The following is an 18,820-nucleotide window of genomic DNA, read 5'->3' on the forward strand; positions in this document are numbered from 1 at the left end:
CAAAGTCTCTTTGATAGCGAATTTACTCATGCCTTGGATTCAACTGAAACTGAATGCCACTGCGGCCAATGCAGAAGCCATTGGCGACTTGCTGATGGATGAAACCGGCGCTCTGTCGGTCACTTTTCTCGACGCACAGGACACCCCTGTTTTCGAACCGCTGCCGGGCGAAACCCGCCTGTGGGGCGATACCGACGTCATTGGCCTGTACGATGCGGAAAGTGACATGGACATGGTGCTCTCGCTGCTGAAAAACAGTCCGTTGCTGGCTGACGATTTTGCCTACAAGGTTGAGCAGCTGGAAGACAAAGACTGGGAGCGCGAGTGGATGGATAACTTCCACCCGATGAAATTCGGTCAGCGTCTGTGGATCTGCCCGAGCTGGCGTGAAGCGCCTGAGCCGGGAGCCGTCAACGTGCTGCTCGATCCGGGCCTGGCATTCGGCACCGGGACGCACCCAACCACCTCTCTGTGCCTGGAATGGCTGGACGGCCAGGATCTGACTGGCAAAACCGTGATCGATTTCGGCTGCGGCTCCGGCATTCTGGCTATCGCTGCACTCAAGCTGGGCGCCGCCAAAGTGATCGGGATTGATATCGATCCGCAGGCAATTCTGGCCTCGCGTGACAACGCTGAACGCAATGGTGTGTCTGACAACCTGGACTTGTATCTGCCAAAAGATCAGCCGGAAAATCTGCAAGCCGATGTGGTAGTTGCCAACATTCTGGCCGGCCCGCTGCGTGAGCTGTCACCGGTTATCAAGAGCCTGGTCAGGGACAATGGCCTGCTGGCGATTTCCGGGGTACTGGAATCTCAGGCGGAAGATGTGGCCAGCCATTACAGCGACGAACTGGCACTGGAACCTATCGCCGCCCGTGAAGAATGGTGCCGGATTTCAGGTCAAAAAGCCTAATCCTGACAAATTTATCCATTGTGCATTTTGTGAGCAATACACTGAATTCCATGACCTTTTGCAATCCAAAATCAGGATGCTCAAATATTGGCCTTTTCAGCACAGCAAAAAATGCGTAAAATGCGCGCCCTTACTGGCATAGTCAGGAACAGACATTGAAGATCGGTCCATATCAATTAGACAACCCGTTAATTGTCGCGCCAATGGCAGGTGTGACCGATCGTCCGTTTCGTGAGTTGTGCCTGCGCCACGGCGCAGGTATGGCGGTCAGCGAAATGATGTCTGCCAACCCAGACGTTTGGAAAACGGCCAAGTCGCTCAACCGCATGGTGCATGAAGGTGAGTCTGGACTTCGTTCGGTACAGATTGCCGGGGCAGATCCCCGCCAGATGGCCGACGCCGCCCGCTTCAGTGTGGAGCACGGTGCCCAGATCATTGATATCAACATGGGTTGCCCGGCCAAGAAAGTGAACAAGCGCCTGGCTGGCTCTGCCCTGCTGCAATACCCGGATCTTGTCGAGGATATCCTCAAGGCCGTGGTAAGCGCCGTGAACGTCCCTGTGACGCTGAAAACACGGACCGGCTGGGATACAGAGAACCGAAACTGTGTCGAGATCGCACAGCTCGCTGAACACTGTGGCATTCAGGCACTGGCCCTGCACGGCAGAACCAAGGCCTGTATGTACAAAGGGGAAGCGGAATACGATTACATCAAGGCAGTGAAACAGGCGGTGTCGATTCCTGTGATTGCGAACGGTGATATCGACTCACCGGAAAAAGCACGCTTCGTCCTGGATTATACCGGGGCCGATGCCTTGATGATTGGCCGCCCAGCGCAGGGACGGCCGTGGATTTTTCGGGAAATCCAGCATTATTTAACAACCGGTGAACACCTGCCAGCGCCTTCTTTTGAAGAAGTCAGCAGTATCTTGCTGGAGCATGTACAGGCACTCCACGCTTTCTATGGGGAGTACCAGGGGTTACGCATCGCACGTAAACACGTGTCGTGGTACCTCAAAGAACAGGCTTCTGCGGGTGATTTCCGCCGGACCTTCAACGCACTCGAAGATGCTCAAGAGCAAATCGATGCGCTGCAAGGCTACTTCGACAACGTTGCATAAATACCAGAAGAGCTTACAGAATATGTTCGAACAAAATCTGACTTCCGAAGCACTTACAGTGACTACTGTCACTTCTCAAGACCAAATCACTCAGAAACCACTGCGTGACTCCGTCAAAGCCTCGCTTAAGAACTATCTCGCCCAGCTGAACGGTCAGGACGTCGATGATCTGTACGAGCTTGTACTGGCTGAAGTCGAGCAACCCCTGCTGGACACCATCATGCAGTACACCCGCGGCAACCAGACCCGCGCGGCAACTATGATGGGCATCAACCGCGGCACCCTGCGTAAGAAACTGAAAAAATACGGCATGAACTGATCATCAGTTCAGATGACGCTGATTTTACAGGGTTATGCGCACGCATAGCCCTTTTTTGATGGCCCTTCCCCTGTCCACCCCTGACGCTCACCCAGCCACACTTTCCCGATGCAAGCCCATAAGCCCGTAGATGCATAATCCCAGGCTGTAACTAAGCTACAAATTTATAGCGCCTGAATAATACATTTTTATTTCACAGCGCGAACAAAATCAGAGGAGTGATTCAGATCACTAACACCACCAGAGAGTGTTTGATCAGATACATTATACGTGATCAAGATCACCATAAGATTAATAACCAATCAGTTAATAAATGTGACATCAAGCAGCTAAAATTAATTGACTATTAAAAATCATTTAAAATGTAATTTTATTACACAGGGTAAATGTTAGATGGATCACGATATCTTGATGAGGAATAGCTAAAAAATGAGACGGGGATCACGAGAACCCCGTTATCAGTTCCGTTTTCAGGATCTGTGGTAGATTGATTGGGTACGAAGCAATCGACGGTTTTGGCGAACCGTTATCGACACAGCAGAACTTGAAGCTGAACATCAAACGGGGAAACGTTATGATATCACCAGACACCAAGGTCAAGATACAGAATTTTGGCCGCTTCCTCTCCAACATGGTGATGCCCAATATTGGCGCATTCATCGCTTGGGGGTTTATTACCGCTCTCTTTATTCCGACCGGCTGGCTGCCCAACGAGACGATAGCCAAACTGGTTGGCCCTATGATTACTTACCTGCTGCCACTGCTGATCGGTTATACCGGCGGCAAACTGGTGGGTGGCGATCGGGGCGCCGTGGTGGGTGCCGTGACCACCATGGGTGTGATCGTAGGTACAGATATCCCCATGTTCATGGGCGCCATGATTGTCGGCCCTATGGGCGGCTGGGCGATTAAGCACTTTGATAAAGCCGTTGAAGGCAAAATCAAAAGCGGCTTCGAAATGCTGGTCAACAACTTCTCGGCTGGCATCATAGGGATGTTGTGTGCCATCGTTGCCTTTTTCCTGATCGGCCCTTTCGTGAAAATCCTCTCTGGCGGTCTGGCTGCCGGGGTCAACTTCCTGGTCGATGCCGGTTTGCTGCCGCTGACTTCAATCTTCGTTGAACCGGCGAAAATCCTGTTCCTCAACAATGCCATCAACCACGGTATCTTCTCGCCGCTGGGCATTCAGCAAGCCAATGAGGTCGGTCAGTCTATTTTCTTCCTGATCGAAGCGAATCCGGGTCCTGGCCTGGGCATTTTGCTGGCTTACATGGTGTTCGGCCGCGGTACGGCTAAACAGACTGCCGGTGGTGCTGCCATCATCCATTTCTTTGGGGGGATCCACGAGATTTACTTCCCCTATATTCTGATGAATCCGCGCCTGATCCTGGCCGCGATTGCCGGTGGCATGACAGGTGTCTTCACCCTGACCCTGTTCAATGCCGGTCTGGTCTCGCCTGCATCACCTGGCTCTATTTTTGCCGTGATGCTGATGGCGCCGAAAGCCTCGATCTTGGGCGTTTTGTGCTCTATCGTGGCAGCCGCGACTGTGTCTTTCCTGGTGGCTGCACTGCTGCTGAAAACCCAGAAAGTGACCGAAGACGACGACGGCAGCGCGCTGAAAAATGCCAGCGAGAAAATGAAAGCCATGAAATCGGGCAAAGCCGCTGAAGGCAGTACTGCCACAGGCTCTGCGCCGACTACCGCCAGTAGCCACCCAGCATCCAAGGTTCAGCTCAGTCAGGTTCGCCGCATCATAGTGGCCTGTGATGCCGGTATGGGTTCCAGTGCCATGGGGGCCGGTTTACTGCGCAAGAAAGTCAGTGAGGCCAGACTGAATATTGATGTCACTAACAGCGCCATCAACAACCTGCCCGATGATGTCGATATTGTTATCACCCACAAAGATCTCACTGAGCGCGCCCGCAAGCATGCCCCGCAGGCTCAGCATATTTCGCTGACCAACTTCCTTGATGGTCAGGTATACAATGATTTGATCACCCGTATCATTGCCGCGTCCAGCCCGGAAGCGGCGAATGACCCGAACCTGGTGAAACTGACACCGGTTGCCGCCAATGACGACAGCCTGGAACCGCAGCAACCCTCTGTTTTCCAGATCCAGGCGGCCAACATCCATCTTGGGCTCAAAGCCACCAATAAGGACGATGCCATCCGCTTTGCCGGTGAGCAGCTGGTCAAAATGGGCTATGCCGAACCTGAATACATTGATGCCATGTTTGCCCGCGAGGCACTGGTGCCGACTTATCTCGGTGAGTCAATCGCTGTGCCGCATGGTACGGTGGAGGCCAAAGACAGAGTGATCAAAACAGGTATCGTCATTTGCCAGTACCCTGCCGGGGTGGCATTTACCGATGACGAAGACGACATTGCCCATCTGGTGATCGGCATTGCCGCCAAAAATGACGAACACATTCAGGTGATTACTACCATCACTAACGCACTGGATGACCACGAGGCCATTGAACGCCTCAAGCGTACCCAGGATGTCCGGGAAGTACTCAGCATTCTGGCCAGTGAAGAAGCGGCTTAACCGCCAGTGCAGATACCGGGGCCGCCCAGGGCGGCCTCTCACAAACTTAAGGTAGTCATCATCATGAAAGCAGTTCATTTTGGCGCCGGCAATATCGGCCGGGGTTTTATTGGTAAAGTGCTGGCGGATGCCGAGGTAAACGTCACTTTTGCCGACGTTAACGGGCCTTTGATCGATCAGCTCAGCCATGCGCAGTCTTACAATGTCAAAGTGGTAGGCAATGACTGTCATCTGGATACCGTCAGCCATATCACAGCGGTCAATGCCGCCGGACCGGATGTAATCAATCAGATAGTGCATACCGATTTGATCACCACAGCCGTCGGCCCTGCAGTGCTGGATAAAATTGCTAGTACCATAGCAAACGGGCTGGCCAAGCGATTTGAAGCAGGTAACACCCAGCCGCTCAATATCATCGCCTGTGAAAACATGGTGCGGGGCACCACGCATCTGAAAGAAGAAGTCTATAAGCAATTAACGCCGGTGCACCGGCAGCTGGCGGATCAGTATGTCGGTTTTGTCGATTCGGCCGTCGACCGTATTGTGCCGCCCGCGGAAGCTGCCAACGATGATCCTCTGGAAGTCACAGTAGAAAGTTTCAGCGAGTGGATTGTCGACCAGCAACAGTTCAAAGGCGAGATTCCCAGCATTGCCGGGATGGAAGCCACAGATAACCTGATGGCATTTGTCGAGCGGAAGTTGTTTACCCTCAATACAGGCCATATCATTACCGCCTATCTGGGCGCGCTGAAAGGTTACCAGACGATCCGCGACGCGATAGAAGATGAAGACATCCGCGGACAGGTCCGAACTGCAATGCTGGAAAGCGGCGAAGTGCTTATTCGCCGGTATGGCTTTGATCGTGAGCAGCATTATGCTTACATCGAAAAAATCCTGACCCGCTTTGCCAATCCCTTCCTGCGCGATGAGATTGACAGGGTAGGCCGCCAGCCGCTGCGCAAGCTGGGCAGCAACGACAGATTGATCAAGCCCCTGCTGGGCACTCTGGAGTATGGCATTGACAACCGCATGCTGATCAAAGGCATAGCTGCGGCCTTGAAGTATGTTAACGATACCGATCCGCAGGCAATGGAACTGCAGCAAACATTACACGAGAAAGGGGTCCGTCAGACACTGGCACAGTACACAGGTCTGGACGCTGACAGCGAAGTGGCCCGTGATATTGAACTCTGCTATCAGGCGCTGACCTGATCACTTTGCGGGGAGTTCGCTCCCCGCTTTTGCGGCACAAAGAGAAGACGAAGCCATGGCACCCTGTGAACACGAAGCTGACATGATTGAACGCCTGAACCAGGCCACCACAGTACGCGGCTTTTTTATTACCTCTGTGGATATCTTGGAAGAAGCCGTCGATGCACTCATCCAGCGAATTTTCCGCAAGGACGACTTTGCGGTGAAATCTGTGGTGGAGCCGCTGCTGCACGACACAGGTCCGCTTGGTGAGCTCAGCGTGCGCCTTAAACTGCTGTACGGCCTGGGGGTGATTGCCCAGCCTGTCTATCAGGATATTGAACGCTGCCTGCATATCAAAGACATGCTCAACCGTGATGTGACCGAATACCATTTTACCGACCCTAAAATCATTAAAGAAATCAAGGCGCTTCATCAGGCCAATGTGATGGGCATTGCCCAGTTGGACATGGCCCCGATCACAGAAGACATCGATCTTACTTTTTACCAGATGCAGACCGCTCGTCAGGAACAGATAGTCAAATCCACTCTGGCACTGGCCATTTCCGGCATTGCCACTTCCCTCAACAAAGACAGCCCGTTTTAAATCCGTCCGCTTTACCCTGCCCTGCCTTGTGGCAGACAGCCTGAACAACGACTCGTCCCGTCAATTGCTCCGCTCACATGAACGCTCAGTAAGCCATTGATATAACCAAATATAAAATATAAGAAAGGGATGGCAGGAGGGATTATCGGGCAGGAAAACCAGCTGGTATCCCAGCTGGCGGGTATCACGACAGATTACAGATAGTCACACAGATAAGCGGTTGTTTCTGCAATCTTGACATCGAATGAGGCATCGCCCGGGACTTCAAAATCATCACCGGCATTGTAGGTTTCCCAATCGACATGGCCCGGCAGCTTGACCGAAATCGCCCCTTTGACCACTGTCATGCGCTCTGGAGCAGCGGTGGCAAAGGTATAAGATCCCGGAAGCATCACGCCGACACTGCTGCGCGCACCCTCGGCTTCGAAACCAATAGATTTTACATTTCCATCAAAATATTCGTTAGTATTCAGCATGATAATCCTTATCCTGTTATTCTGTTCGGGCATTGGAAACCCATCACGCTATCACAGTTTTTTGCGGTCGCATACACCTTTATCAGCCCTTGCTGAGGGCTGAGTCATTACTGTTCATCGGCCAGGGCTTCCAGGATGGAGCAGTGGCTGGCATCGTCATCCGCCTCGCCGCAACAGGCATCATTCAAGCGCTTCAGTGCCCGGCGTATTCGCTGTAATTCCGCCAGTTTGCTGTCAATATCGTCTAACTTGGCCTGAGTGATGGCTTTTACTTCCGCACAGCTGTGCTGATCGGCTTCGACCCGTATCGCCAGCAGCTCCCGGATCTCCTCCAGGCTCAGGCCGATGGCTTTTGCCCGCAGAATGAAGCCAATGCGGGAGACATCGTCGTCGCTGTAGAGCCGGTAGCCGCTTTCACTGCGCTCGCCGGGGATCAGCAGGCCATTCTTCTCGTAAAAGCGCAAGGTATCACTGCTGACCTCGCAGAGCTTTGCCAGTTGTCCGATCAAGTACCTAGCCATATAACCTCATGATCCTTATTAACTCTCCCTGCACAGCGCTCACGGCTGACCGTTTACGGCCCAAGGCAAACGTTTGCGCAATGCCGGGAATCATGTAAAATACGCGCCATTACGCAAATCCCATCCCGCCTGACGGATGAGGCTATTTGCCAAAGGCAATCTCAGTATAACAGGTCAGCTTTTGGCAAATAATTCACCGCAATCAAAGAGATGGTAGCAATGGAAAACGCTCGTCCTATTCGCCGTGCTCTGATCAGCGTATCAGACAAAACGGGAATTGTTGAATTCGCACAAGCTCTTGCCAACCGTGGCGTCGATATCCTGTCCACTGGCGGTACTGCCCGCCTGCTGGCTGATAAAGGTATTCAGGTGACTGAAGTCTCCGACTATACGGGCTTCCCTGAAATGATGGATGGCCGTGTTAAAACCCTGCACCCGAAAGTGCATGGCGGCGTACTGGGCCGACGTGGCCAGGACGATACGATCATGGCTGAGCATGGCATTGCACCGATTGATATGGTGGTGGTTAACCTCTATCCGTTCGCGGCGACAGTCGCAAAGCCGGGTTGTACATTAGAAGACGCCGTTGAGAACATTGATATCGGTGGTCCGACTATGGTGCGCAGTGCCGCAAAAAACCATAAAGATGTGACTATAGTCGTGAATGCGCACGATTATGACCGCGTGCTGGCTGAAATGGCCGACAACGACGGGTCACTGACTCACGCTACCCGCTTCGATCTGGCGATTGCGGCGTTCGAACACACAGCCGCTTACGACGGCATGATCGCCAACTATTTCGGCACCATGGTGCCCTCTTATGGCGACCAAGCTGACGAAGACTCTAAGTTCCCGCGCACCTTCAATCAGCAGTTCGTCAAGAAGCAAGGCATGCGCTATGGCGAAAACAGCCATCAGGATGCCGCTTTCTACGTCGAAGCACAGCCGGAAGAAGCCTCTGTGGCCACAGCGCGCCAGTTGCAGGGCAAAGCTCTGTCTTACAACAACATAGCCGATACCGATGCCGCGCTGGAATGCGTTAAAGAATTCGACCAGCCAGCCTGTGTGATAGTGAAACACGCCAACCCTTGCGGTGTGGCACTGGGTGCTAACCTGCTGGAAGCCTATGATCGCGCTTACAAGACAGACCCGACATCTGCGTTTGGCGGCATCATCGCCTTCAATGGCGAACTGGATGCTGCAACCGCCAAAGCCATTGTTGAGCGCCAGTTCGTTGAAGTGATTATTGCCCCCAGCGTCAGCGCCGAAGCCGCTGCTGTGGTGTCTGCCAAGCAAAACGTCCGTCTGCTAGAATGCGGCCAGTGGCACAGCAAAACCACAGGTTTCGACATCAAACGCGTCAACGGTGGCCTGCTGGTGCAGGATCGTGACCAGGGCATGGTCGGTCTGGCTGACCTCAAAGTGGTTACCCAGCGCCAGCCGACGGAAGAAGAACTGCGTGATGCCCTGTTCTGCTGGAAAGTGGCGAAATACGTGAAATCCAATGCGATCGTGTATGCCAAAGGCAACATGACCATCGGTGTAGGCGCCGGCCAGATGAGTCGCGTATACTCAGCCAAAATTGCCGGTATCAAAGCGGCGGACGAAAAGCTGGAAGTCGCCGGCAGTGTGATGGCATCAGATGCCTTCTTCCCGTTCCGCGACGGTATCGATGCGGCGGCAACAGCCGGTATCACCTGTGTGATTCAGCCGGGCGGTTCAATGCGTGATGACGAAGTCATTGCCGCTGCCGATGAACACGGCATGGCCATGGTCTTCACGGGCATGCGTCACTTCCGTCATTAATCAATCGTAAGGCTCCGCGATCACTGTGGAGCCTTGCTTTATTTCTTGGGCGCTCAACAGGTTTGGGCGCTTTCGATTAAGCAACTTTTAAGCATTTAGCGCTAAGCCAGGTTTTCGATCTCAAGGAAAGCGCACGCAGTTGATACCGAATCAATAAGTACGCTTGACACAGAAATCGCCAACCTGGCGACGCGATAAGGATCAAAAGATGAAAGTTCTTGTCATTGGTAATGGCGGCCGCGAGCACGCCCTGGGCTGGAAAGCCGCACAATCGGCACAGGTAGAGAAAGTCTTCGTGGCACCGGGCAATGCTGGTACTGCCTTAGAGCCAAAACTGGAAAATGTCGCGATTGGCGTGGAAGACACTGCGGCACTGGTGGCGCTTGCCAAAGAGCAGCAAATCGGCCTAACCATTGTTGGCCCGGAAGCACCACTGGTGATAGGTGTGGTTGACGCATTCCGTGCTGCGGGCTTGCCGATTTTCGGTCCGACCCAGGCCGCCGCCCAGCTGGAAGGCTCCAAAGCCTTCACCAAAGACTTCCTGGCCCGCCATCAGATCCCGACGGCAGAATACCAGAACTTTACCGAGATCGAGCCGGCCCTGGCTTACCTGAAAGAAAAAGGCGCGCCCATTGTGGTCAAAGCCGATGGTCTGGCAGCCGGTAAAGGCGTGATCGTGGCCATGACGCAGGAGGAAGCCGAGGCGGCAGTGCGCGATATGCTGGCAGGCAATGCCTTTGGTGAAGCCGGTCACCGCGTTGTCATTGAAGAGTTCCTCGACGGCGAAGAAGCCAGCTTCATTGTGATGGTGGACGGCGAACACATACTGCCGATGGCAACCAGTCAGGATCACAAGCGCGTAGGTAACGGCGACACAGGTCCGAATACCGGCGGCATGGGCGCTTACTCGCCGGCCCCTGTGGTGACTCAGGAAATCCACCAGCGCGTGATGGACGAAGTGATTGTTCCTACCGTGCGTGGCATGGCAGCCGAGGGCAACCCCTACACAGGCTTTCTGTATGCCGGCCTGATGATCATGGCCGACGGCACACCGAAAGTGATTGAGTATAACTGCCGCTTCGGCGACCCGGAAACTCAACCTATTATGCTGCGCCTGCAATCGGATCTGGTTGAGCTGTGCCTGGCGGCTGTCGATGGCAAACTGAATACCGTGGACTCTCAGTGGGATCCGCGCGCGGCGATTGGTGTGGTGCTGGCTGCCGGTGGTTATCCGGGCGACTACAGCAAAGGGGATGTGATTTCCGGTCTGCCCCTGCAAGACGGCAACGCACAAAAAGTCTTCCATGCCGGCACTACCAGCAAAGACGGTGCCGTGGTGACCAATGGCGGCCGCGTGTTATGTGCCACTGCTATGGGCGACACAGTGTCTGATGCTCAGCAACGTGCTTATGCGCTGGCAAAACAAATCCGCTGGAACGGTGTGTTCTTCCGTGACGACATTGGCTACCGCGCCATTGCCCGTGAACAGGACTGATCTGCCACCGCACAAACTAAAAATAAGGCGCCGAAAGGCGCCTTATCTGTTGTTATCCACTTATCTTTCGCTCTGTTCGTCAGGACACATCCAGTAATCTGGGCGGCGTCAGGCAGTGCTGCGCGGTTGTCCGGTTCAGCACCATCTGCTGCGCGGTGACCTTGCCCCGGCCATCCGATTTTCCGATCAGTGCGATATAACCTGGCTGGGCATTGATCTGCTGCCAGTTAATCTCAATCTCAGCCTGAGCATCACAATGGACAAACCGTTGACCGTCCCACACACCCTGCACCAGCTGGAATCCCTCTCGCGACTGCTCTCGGACAAGAGCCACCGCCATGTCAGCCTGCTGGCTGAGCTGATGCAGCTGAGTATCAGACAAAGGAAAAACCGTGTCGCCAACTTTATAGCGCTGGAACACCGCCTCGCCGTGCTGATCGTAACGCACATGCAATTCAAACGGCTGGTGTTTATCGTCTTTCAGCGCTGTACCGGCCCGCTTCAATTCACGCAACTGCCCGTCATGCCAGCGATAATCCGTCTGATACTCACCGTAATCGCCCATCCAGACCCGTTCAGCCAAAGACTCGGTTTTCGATTGACGCAGGTTGACCCAGTACAGTGATGACGCATCACCGACGACCTGACCGCCGCTAAGGCGTTCCAAAGGAGACAGTGTGTGTTGTGATAAAGCAGAGCTGCCACAGGCAGAAAGCAGGAAAGTCAGTACAATCAGGCAGGTTCGTTTCATAAATAAAAACTCCGCCGAAGTTATCCCCGGCGGAGTTAAGATTATTTTACAGAATCTTTCAGCGCTTTACCTGCAACGAAAGCAGGTACGTTGGCTGCAGCGATCTGGATTTCTTTACCAGTCTGCGGGTTACGACCTGTACGCGCTGCGCGGTGGTTTACTTTAAATGTGCCAAAGCCAATAAGTTGAACCTGGTCACCGGATTTCAATGCTTCGGTGATGCCGCTCAGGGTTGATTCCAGCGCATCTTTTGCTTGCGCTTTAGTCAGGTCCGCTTGTTCAGCAATCAGGTCAATCAGTTGGGTCTTGTTCATTCGGTTTCCCTTCTAAGGTTTTTTCTTCAGACTTATCCACTCTAATTCAAAAGAAGCCCATGTGGCAAAGGTTTGTCGGCTTTCCTGTGGTTAGCTGCGGGGTCTTTAACCATAAACTGAGCGCAAGTTCACAAATTGTTACTATCCTGAAGAAGACGCTGGTTGCTTTTGCTTCTTATTGCACCAATTAATACTCAAATAACTCAAGAAGCTAGGTGCCGTGAGTTCAACGTATTCATACACACCAGTGCTGTTGCGGTCCTTATCATTCGACAATTTGAGGCCACTTGAGTCCTTCATGGTTATTCCACTAAGAGCAAATCAAAACGCATGTTACTTCTGACCTTCTATATCTCAATCGCAATAGGTATTTCTTTTATCTGCTCTGTGCTGGAAGCTGTACTGCTCAGTATTTCTCCCAGCTACATTGGCACCCTGCGTCAACAAGAACATCCCATGGCAGACAAACTGGCAGAGCTGAAAGGCAATATCGATCGTCCACTGGCGTCGATTCTGACCCTGAACACCATAGCCCACACCATTGGTGCCGCAACGGCCGGTGCCCAGGCCGCCGTCGTCTTCGGCAGTCAGTGGCTAGGGGTATTCTCTGCTGCGCTCACAGTCGGCATTCTTCTGCTGTCAGAGATCATTCCCAAAACCATAGGCGCGACCTACTGCCGCCAGTTGGCACCGTTCACGGCTCATGTACTGGAATGGATGATCTGGCTGCTTCGTCCTTTCGTGTGGGTCTCGGAGCAAATCACCCGCCGTTTGTCGCAGGGCCACCAGCCCCCGAAACTGCGTGATGAGCTCTCAGCCATGGCCATGCTGGCCAAAGAGTCCGGCGAACTGGCCGAAGGGGAATCGAAAATCATGCATAACCTGCTGCAGTTCTGTGATGTCAGCGTGAGTAAAATCATGACGCCGCGGCCGGTCCTGTTCCGTGTCGAGGGCAGTTTGTCTATCAACGAATTTTTGAGCCAGGCCAAAGACAGCCCTTTTTCACGCCCGTTGATCTACCAAGGCAGTAAAGACAATATTCTCGGATTTGTTCACCGTCTCGAACTGTTTGCCGCCAGTCAGAGCGGACAGGGCAATCTGCTGCTCAGTGACTTAATGCGTCCGCTGCCTGTGGTGCTGAATCTGGATACTGTTCCGGTGGCGTTTGAAAAACTGATGAAAGAGCGCGTCCAGCTGGCGTTAGTGGTCGATGAATACGGCACTGTGATGGGACTGGTTACCCTGGAAGATATTTTCGAGAGCCTGGTCGGCGAAGAAATTGTCGATGAAGCCGATACCAGCACCGACATGCAGCAACTGGCGTTTCAGCGTTGGGAACGCTGGAAGAAAAAACACGGGGTGATTGAAAACCGCGACGACGACGAAGACGACTACAACAACTGACCCCTCAACAAAGACGAACCAGGCAGGATAGCGATCCTGCCTTGTTCGGCACAGACTCTCAAATCAGAGCGCAATCCCGATATTGCTCACCCCGTCGTCACGCAGTTCACGGCGCAGGCTTTTAATCAGCTCGATATCCCGGCCATCTGTCTCTTTCAGTGCACGGTAGATAGCCCACTGGACATCCCATTCTTCGCACACGGCCTGATTGTTCTTCTGGTTGTCGTTGGTGATTTCCTCACCCTCGCGCGCTTGTTCCAGATTGGCTACCGTTTCAACCGACAGGGAACTGATGCTCAGTGCGGTCTCAGGGATCAGATCACGATCCAGCAGCGCATGCAGCAGATCAGACAGCCCGACACAGGCATCGATCGCCGGATTCACTGCATACAAATCAAAATCGTCGGCCGCAGGCACCATCTCTTCCAGCTTCTCCAGCTGGTTTTCAAAATTGATCTTGGCATTTTTCACCGTCAGGATTTCCCAGACGCTGTCGAGGATAAGACGATAAGGCTGAGGATCCGCAAATTCAGTCTCGCGGCAGAAGAAAGCGTAATTGGGATACATCCGCTCGCAAAGTGAGGCCATAAAGGTCAGGTATTGCCAGGGTTCAAATTTTTCTAGGCGAAGCTGAATTGGATTCTTAAGCATGGGATAATCTGTCTGAAAACGTTAACTTGAATTTTACTTGATAACCCGCCAGCGCAAAAGGAAAAAGCCATGCATCAACTCTGTATTGTTTCCCGACGGGCAGACCTGTACCGCCAACTGATTGAAGAAGCAGACTTACCGGCGCTGTCACTGACAGACAATCCTGACGAGGCGACGCTGGTGCTGGCCGATCCGCCATTAATCACTGACAGGTTGACGCAATTTCCGCAGCTGCGCTGGCTGCAATCCACCTATGCCGGCATTGACGCCCTGATCCAGCCCGGATTGCGCAGCGATTATGCGCTGACCAATGTCCGGGGGATCTTCGGCCAGTTGATCAGCGAATACGTGCTGGGTTTGCTGATCAGCCACCAGCGCCATTTCAGCCGTTATCAGGCCCAGCAACAACAGACGCAGTGGCAACCGCACAGCTACGGCGCTCTGTCTGACAAAACCATGGTGATTCTGGGCACCGGCTCGATTGGCCAGCACCTGGCTGGCGCTGCCAAAGCGTTAGGAATGACAGTGCTGGGCGTGAACCGCTCCGGCGAAAGTGCTGCCCCGGGTTTTGATAAGGTCATGGCTATCAAGGATCTGAGCGAGGCACTGCAACAGGCTGATGTTCTGGTGTCAGTGCTGCCTGCCACTGCGATGACAGACAATCTGCTCAATGCCGACAGCCTGAGCCATTGCCGCGGTAGCTTACTCTTCAATGTCGGCCGGGGTAATGCGGTGTGTGAGCCAGGCCTGCTGCAGGCACTGGCCAGTGGCGCGCTCAGCCATGCTTTTCTGGATGTGTTCAAACAAGAGCCGCTGCCGGCTGAGCACCCTTTCTGGTGTCACCCTCAGATAACTGTCACCCCGCACATTGCCGCCGAGAGCTTCCCGCAACAGGTCATGGAGATATTCAAAACCAACTACCTGCGCTATGTTGAAGGTAAGCCGCTGCAATACCAGATTGACTTCACACTCGGTTATTAAGGCTGATTATGGCAAATCTCAACCCTCCGCACACCTTATCGGCATTGCTGAACCAGATCCGTCAGTGCGAGCTGTGTAAAGCCCACCTGCCGCTCGGTCCGCGGCCGGTGATTCAAGCCAGCAGCGAAGCACGCTTAATGATAGTCGGCCAGGCCCCGGGCACCCGGGTCCATGACACTGGCATTCCCTGGAACGATCCAAGCGGCGACCGGCTGCGCCGCTGGCTGGATCTCGATCGTGATACTTTCTATGATCCCAGCCGTATCGCCATTATGCCGATGGGGTTTTGTTATCCGGGAAAAGGCAAGAGCGGGGACTTGCCGCCAAGACCCGAATGCGCGCCGCAATGGCATGGCCAGGTCTGGCCGCTGCTGCCCAATATCGGCATGACACTGCTGGTCGGCCAGTATGCGCAGAATTACTATCTGTCAGATAAACCCAAAACCCTGACCGACACAGTCAGAGCCTGGCGGCAATGGGCGCCAGATTATCTGCCACTGCCTCACCCATCGCCGCGCAATACCTTGTGGCTGAAGAAAAACCCCTGGTTTGAAACCGATGTCGTGCCCTACATCCGCGACTATGTCCACCAGCACCTGGGGCTGTAAGCTGCCTGTAAAACGCAAAAAGCGAGCCATTCAGCTCGCTTTCTGGTGTCATCAGCCGCCGCTTACTTGTGATAAGGGGCAGACAGCTCATGGACCGCCTCGACAAAGACGCCGGCATTTTCCGGCGGTACGTCGAGATGGATACCGTGGCCCAGGTTAAAGACATGGCCCGTGCCTTCACCGAAGCCAGACAGAATACCGGCCACTTCTTCACGGATACGCTCTGGCGACGCGTACAGCATGGACGGGTCCATATTGCCTTGCAGGGCCACTTTGTCACCCACACGGCGCTTGGCGTCGGCAATATCAATGGTCCAGTCCAGACCCACCGCATCACAACCGGTTGCCGCAATCGCTTCCAGCCACATACCACCGTTTTTGGTAAACAGGGTCACAGGGACACGGCGGCCTTCGTTTTCACGGATCAGGCCATCGACAATCTTGTGCATGTACTGTAGCGAAAACAGCTGGTAATCACGCGGGGTCAATACGCCACCCCAGGTGTCAAACACCATCACTGACTGGGCACCGGCTTTGATTTGAGCATTCAGGTACTGAATCACACTGTCGGCCAGTTTATCCAGCAGTGCATGCAGAACTGCAGGTTCGGCGTACATCATTTTTTTGATTTTTGTAAACGCCTTAGTGCTGCCGCCTTCCACCATGTAAGTAGCCAGCGTCCACGGGCTGCCGGAAAAGCCAATCAGCGGCACCTCACCTTTCAAATCTTTTCGGATTTGACGCACGGCGTTCATAACATATTGCAGCTCACCTTCCGGGTCAGGGATACCTATCTTATCGACATCGGCTTTACAGGTGATAGGACGCTCGAATTTTGGCCCTTCACCGGTTTCAAAATACAGTCCAAGACCCATAGCATCTGGAATGGTCAGGATGTCAGAAAACAGGATAGCGGCATCCAGCGGAAAACGGCGCAAAGGTTGCAAAGTCACTTCGCTGGCCAGTTCAGCATTCTTACACAGCGACATAAAGTCGCCAGCCACGCCGCGGGTTGCACGGTATTCTGGTAGATAACGGCCTGCCTGACGCATCATCCATACAGGGGTGCAGTCAACCGGCTGCTTGAGTAAAGCACGCAGATAGCGATCGTTTTTCAATTCTGTCATTGTCAACATCCTGGCAAATAATTGAGTACATTGTAACACCCTGATCCGGCAACAGCAGCTATGCATTCACCCTGAATGGCAATTAATGCCGCGTAGAGCACATCGCTTGTCAGCCGTACGGTTTAAGCATCTGCTGTTTCATTTTTGGCAATCTAATGTTGCAGATATTTTAATCAATAGCCTATCGGTTCTCTGATACTGTTATTAACAGCCAACATCGGCTAATGCAAAAATTGGAGGATCTATGGACCTGCAAGTTGTTATCGAATTTACTGAAACCGGTGTGTACAAAGACCGCTGTTGGGAAAACTCTTTCAAAGCCATGAAAGGACAGTTGCATAAAGTCACCCCGCATTATGCCGCACACCTGATTAAGCATTCCAAAGCCATTTTCCGCGGACTGCCAGAAAGCCACTCAGGCTGATAGGAGCCTGGGTCCCTTCCAGTAAATTATCTCCCTGGCATTTACTGGTCACCATCTTTCCGGATTGCTGCTTCCTGCCTGATAGCCTCGCAAGTAGCCTGAATAAGACGATGCGCAATCGTCCCTGGTGGCGCGATCTGCGGTAACTGATCATGTTTAAACCAGCGGGCATCCACCAGCTCTTCGTAATCCGGACGGATAACACCACTTTGGTGTTCCGCCAGAAATCCCATCATAATGTTGGACGGAAACGCCCAGGGCTGACTGTCAAAGTAGCGGATATTGGTCACTTCAATACCCGTCTCTTCTTTGACTTCACGAGCCACACATTGCTCCAGGGTTTCTCCGGCTTCAACAAAGCCGGCAATAACGGTATACATGCCACTTTTGTGGCGGGGATGCTGCGCCAGCAAAATGCAGTCATCTTTCTTCACCGCAACAATGATACAGGGAGCAATGCGCGGATAATGGTAGCTGTCACAGGCCTGGCAACGCATAGCGTGTGCACCGTCTGCCAATGTCGTTTTCCCGCCGCAGGAAGCACAAAACGCCTGCGTCTCGCACATATGGGATAACTGCATCGCTTTGCCGGCCAGCGCAAACAGATCCTCATGCTCGTGAAGAAATTCCCTGAGAGAATAAAATTTTTTATCGGCCAATAAATCAGGATCTTCCAGCCATCTCACCGGGTATCCCTGATGAAAACCGATCACGGTGGATCTTGCAAGATCCAAGTCAGTAAAGCCTTCCAGTGTAAGCGGTAACTTACCATTTTCTAAATAAATTCTGCGGTCACGAATGACACACCAGTAGCTGTGTTCTTGCTTTTTTGACATTAGCTGCTCCTCCATCCTTGCAGGGTATCAGTTTTGCTGGCAATCTAAACCTAACAGTGGAATTTGGCTTTGCCATATTGGTACTCTTAGTGTCACTAAGAGTTTGACAGGTATTGTTTTCGGCTCCTGCTTCTTGCGGGGCGATCATGAGGACATGGTCATGCTTAGTAAATTCGAACAAGTGCAAAAACAATGGGGTGGCAACAATGATGTCATCGATCATTGGCTGATGTCGAGGCAGCAGCTGCTGATAGATTACTGCAAATTAGCAGGCTTACCTCCCTTTGAAAATAAATCCCGGCAACTTCCCACGTCATCGCAGCTCCAACTCTTCAGCCAGCAACTGGTTGATTACATCTCCGAAGGTCACTTTAAAATTTATGACAAGGTGATGGCAAGGTGGCAGGCGACCGGATATTCCCCAACCACAGAAATCTCACAGCTCTACAACAAAATTACTGATACCACAGATCCCTTGCTGAATTTTGCAGACCGCTATTGTGAGATCACAGACGACAGTGATGATTGGGATAATTTTGATAACGAATTGTCCATGGTGGGTGAACAAATCGAATTAAGGTTCGAGCTGGAAGATGATCTGATTGAGCTGATCAGTGAAAGTTTAGCCGTTCCACCCGGCGCTTAATCACAGCAAATCACACGCTGTGCTACCAAGAACGGGTAATCAGAATCCCTGATTACTGTATGCATCTTTGTCTGTTTA

Annotated in this window: 20 protein-coding genes; 13 read left to right on the forward strand and 7 right to left on the reverse strand. The window is 52.9% G+C overall.

From position 1 onward, the window contains the following. Positions 1-28 precede the first annotated feature (28 nt). From prmA to L6J37_RS17685, 6 genes are all read left to right on the forward strand, one after another. Positions 29-913 (forward strand): 50S ribosomal protein L11 methyltransferase, encoded by an 885-nt coding sequence (gene prmA / locus L6J37_RS17660; protein ID WP_237796086.1) that lies wholly within the window; start codon positions 29-31, stop codon positions 911-913. A 155-nt stretch (positions 914-1,068) separates the two neighbouring features. Further along, positions 1,069-2,034, forward strand: a complete 966-nt coding sequence (gene dusB / locus L6J37_RS17665) for a tRNA dihydrouridine synthase DusB (RefSeq protein ID WP_192017306.1) — start codon at positions 1,069-1,071, stop codon at positions 2,032-2,034. 22 nt (positions 2,035-2,056) lie between these two features. Then, entirely contained in the window at positions 2,057-2,353 is a 297-nt protein-coding gene (gene fis / locus L6J37_RS17670) for a DNA-binding transcriptional regulator Fis (protein WP_027254108.1), read from the forward strand. Between the two features lie 631 nt (positions 2,354-2,984). After that, on the forward strand, positions 2,985-4,904 hold the full coding sequence (locus L6J37_RS17675) for a PTS mannitol transporter subunit IICBA (protein WP_442957016.1): 1,920 nt from the start codon (positions 2,985-2,987) through the stop codon (positions 4,902-4,904). Between the two features lie 63 nt (positions 4,905-4,967). Further along, the gene (locus L6J37_RS17680; RefSeq protein WP_237796088.1) at positions 4,968-6,116 is read left to right on the forward strand and encodes a mannitol-1-phosphate 5-dehydrogenase; all 1,149 of its coding nucleotides are present in this window, start codon (positions 4,968-4,970) and stop codon (positions 6,114-6,116) included. A gap of 55 nt (positions 6,117-6,171) precedes the next feature. Beyond that, positions 6,172-6,702: an MltR family transcriptional regulator gene (locus L6J37_RS17685; RefSeq protein ID WP_237796089.1), complete on the forward strand. Its 531-nt coding sequence runs from the start codon at positions 6,172-6,174 to the stop codon at positions 6,700-6,702. Positions 6,703-6,896: 194 nt separating this feature from the next. Here the strand turns inward: L6J37_RS17685 and ppnP are convergent, their stop codons facing one another. Next, a complete protein-coding gene (gene ppnP / locus L6J37_RS17690) occupies positions 6,897-7,178 on the reverse strand; it encodes a pyrimidine/purine nucleoside phosphorylase (protein ID WP_161446815.1) in 282 nt (93 codons plus the stop codon). A 107-nt stretch (positions 7,179-7,285) separates the two neighbouring features. Beyond that, positions 7,286-7,699: a Zn(2+)-responsive transcriptional regulator gene (gene zntR, locus L6J37_RS17695; protein WP_237796090.1), complete on the reverse strand. Its 414-nt coding sequence runs from the start codon at positions 7,697-7,699 to the stop codon at positions 7,286-7,288. Between the two features lie 219 nt (positions 7,700-7,918). Here zntR and purH point away from each other — a divergent pair, with 219 nt between their 5' ends. Beyond that, positions 7,919-9,505 carry a bifunctional phosphoribosylaminoimidazolecarboxamide formyltransferase/IMP cyclohydrolase gene (purH, locus tag L6J37_RS17700; RefSeq protein ID WP_237796091.1) on the forward strand — a complete coding sequence of 529 codons (1,587 nt, stop codon included), beginning with the start codon at positions 7,919-7,921 and terminating at the stop codon, positions 9,503-9,505. Positions 9,506-9,713: 208 nt separating this feature from the next. Further along, the gene (gene purD, locus L6J37_RS17705; RefSeq protein WP_237796092.1) at positions 9,714-11,000 is read left to right on the forward strand and encodes a phosphoribosylamine--glycine ligase; all 1,287 of its coding nucleotides are present in this window, start codon (positions 9,714-9,716) and stop codon (positions 10,998-11,000) included. Between the two features lie 79 nt (positions 11,001-11,079). Here the strand turns inward: purD and L6J37_RS17710 are convergent, their stop codons facing one another. Continuing rightward, positions 11,080-11,751 carry a DUF1481 domain-containing protein gene (locus L6J37_RS17710; RefSeq protein ID WP_192017299.1) on the reverse strand — a complete coding sequence of 224 codons (672 nt, stop codon included), beginning with the start codon at positions 11,749-11,751 and terminating at the stop codon, positions 11,080-11,082. 41 nt (positions 11,752-11,792) lie between these two features. Then, positions 11,793-12,065: a nucleoid-associated protein HU-alpha gene (gene hupA, locus L6J37_RS17715; RefSeq protein WP_027254117.1), complete on the reverse strand. Its 273-nt coding sequence runs from the start codon at positions 12,063-12,065 to the stop codon at positions 11,793-11,795. 330 nt (positions 12,066-12,395) lie between these two features. Here hupA and L6J37_RS17720 point away from each other — a divergent pair, with 330 nt between their 5' ends. After that, the gene (locus L6J37_RS17720; protein WP_192017298.1) at positions 12,396-13,469 is read left to right on the forward strand and encodes a CNNM domain-containing protein; all 1,074 of its coding nucleotides are present in this window, start codon (positions 12,396-12,398) and stop codon (positions 13,467-13,469) included. 63 nt (positions 13,470-13,532) lie between these two features. On the opposite strand, the gene L6J37_RS17725 is transcribed toward L6J37_RS17720, so the two are convergent. Beyond that, entirely contained in the window at positions 13,533-14,120 is a 588-nt protein-coding gene (locus L6J37_RS17725; RefSeq protein WP_192017297.1) for a YjaG family protein, read from the reverse strand. A 69-nt stretch (positions 14,121-14,189) separates the two neighbouring features. On the opposite strand from L6J37_RS17725, the gene L6J37_RS17730 reads away from it, so the two are divergent. Together L6J37_RS17730 and L6J37_RS17735 are read left to right on the forward strand one after the other, a co-directional pair. After that, the gene (locus tag L6J37_RS17730; RefSeq protein ID WP_237796093.1) at positions 14,190-15,101 is read left to right on the forward strand and encodes a D-2-hydroxyacid dehydrogenase; all 912 of its coding nucleotides are present in this window, start codon (positions 14,190-14,192) and stop codon (positions 15,099-15,101) included. An 8-nt stretch (positions 15,102-15,109) separates the two neighbouring features. Further along, on the forward strand, positions 15,110-15,709 hold the full coding sequence (locus L6J37_RS17735; RefSeq protein ID WP_192017295.1) for a uracil-DNA glycosylase family protein: 600 nt from the start codon (positions 15,110-15,112) through the stop codon (positions 15,707-15,709). 62 nt (positions 15,710-15,771) lie between these two features. Here the strand turns inward: L6J37_RS17735 and hemE are convergent, their stop codons facing one another. Next, complete coding sequence (hemE, locus tag L6J37_RS17740; protein ID WP_192017294.1) at positions 15,772-16,836, reverse strand: uroporphyrinogen decarboxylase; 1,065 nt, start codon at positions 16,834-16,836, stop codon at positions 15,772-15,774. 244 nt (positions 16,837-17,080) lie between these two features. On the opposite strand from hemE, the gene L6J37_RS17745 reads away from it, so the two are divergent. After that, the gene (locus L6J37_RS17745) at positions 17,081-17,260 is read left to right on the forward strand and encodes a hypothetical protein (RefSeq protein WP_192017377.1); all 180 of its coding nucleotides are present in this window, start codon (positions 17,081-17,083) and stop codon (positions 17,258-17,260) included. A gap of 41 nt (positions 17,261-17,301) precedes the next feature. On the opposite strand, the gene nudC is transcribed toward L6J37_RS17745, so the two are convergent. Beyond that, complete coding sequence (gene nudC, locus L6J37_RS17750) at positions 17,302-18,096, reverse strand: NAD(+) diphosphatase (RefSeq protein ID WP_237796094.1); 795 nt, start codon at positions 18,094-18,096, stop codon at positions 17,302-17,304. A 160-nt stretch (positions 18,097-18,256) separates the two neighbouring features. Here nudC and rsd point away from each other — a divergent pair, with 160 nt between their 5' ends. Next, complete coding sequence (rsd, locus tag L6J37_RS17755; RefSeq protein ID WP_192017292.1) at positions 18,257-18,742, forward strand: sigma D regulator; 486 nt, start codon at positions 18,257-18,259, stop codon at positions 18,740-18,742. The last annotated feature ends 78 nt before the right edge of the window (positions 18,743-18,820 follow it).

The sequence above is a fragment of the Photobacterium sp. WH77 genome, assembly GCF_022014395.1.
Lineage (GTDB): Bacteria > Pseudomonadota > Gammaproteobacteria > Enterobacterales > Vibrionaceae > Photobacterium > Photobacterium arenosum.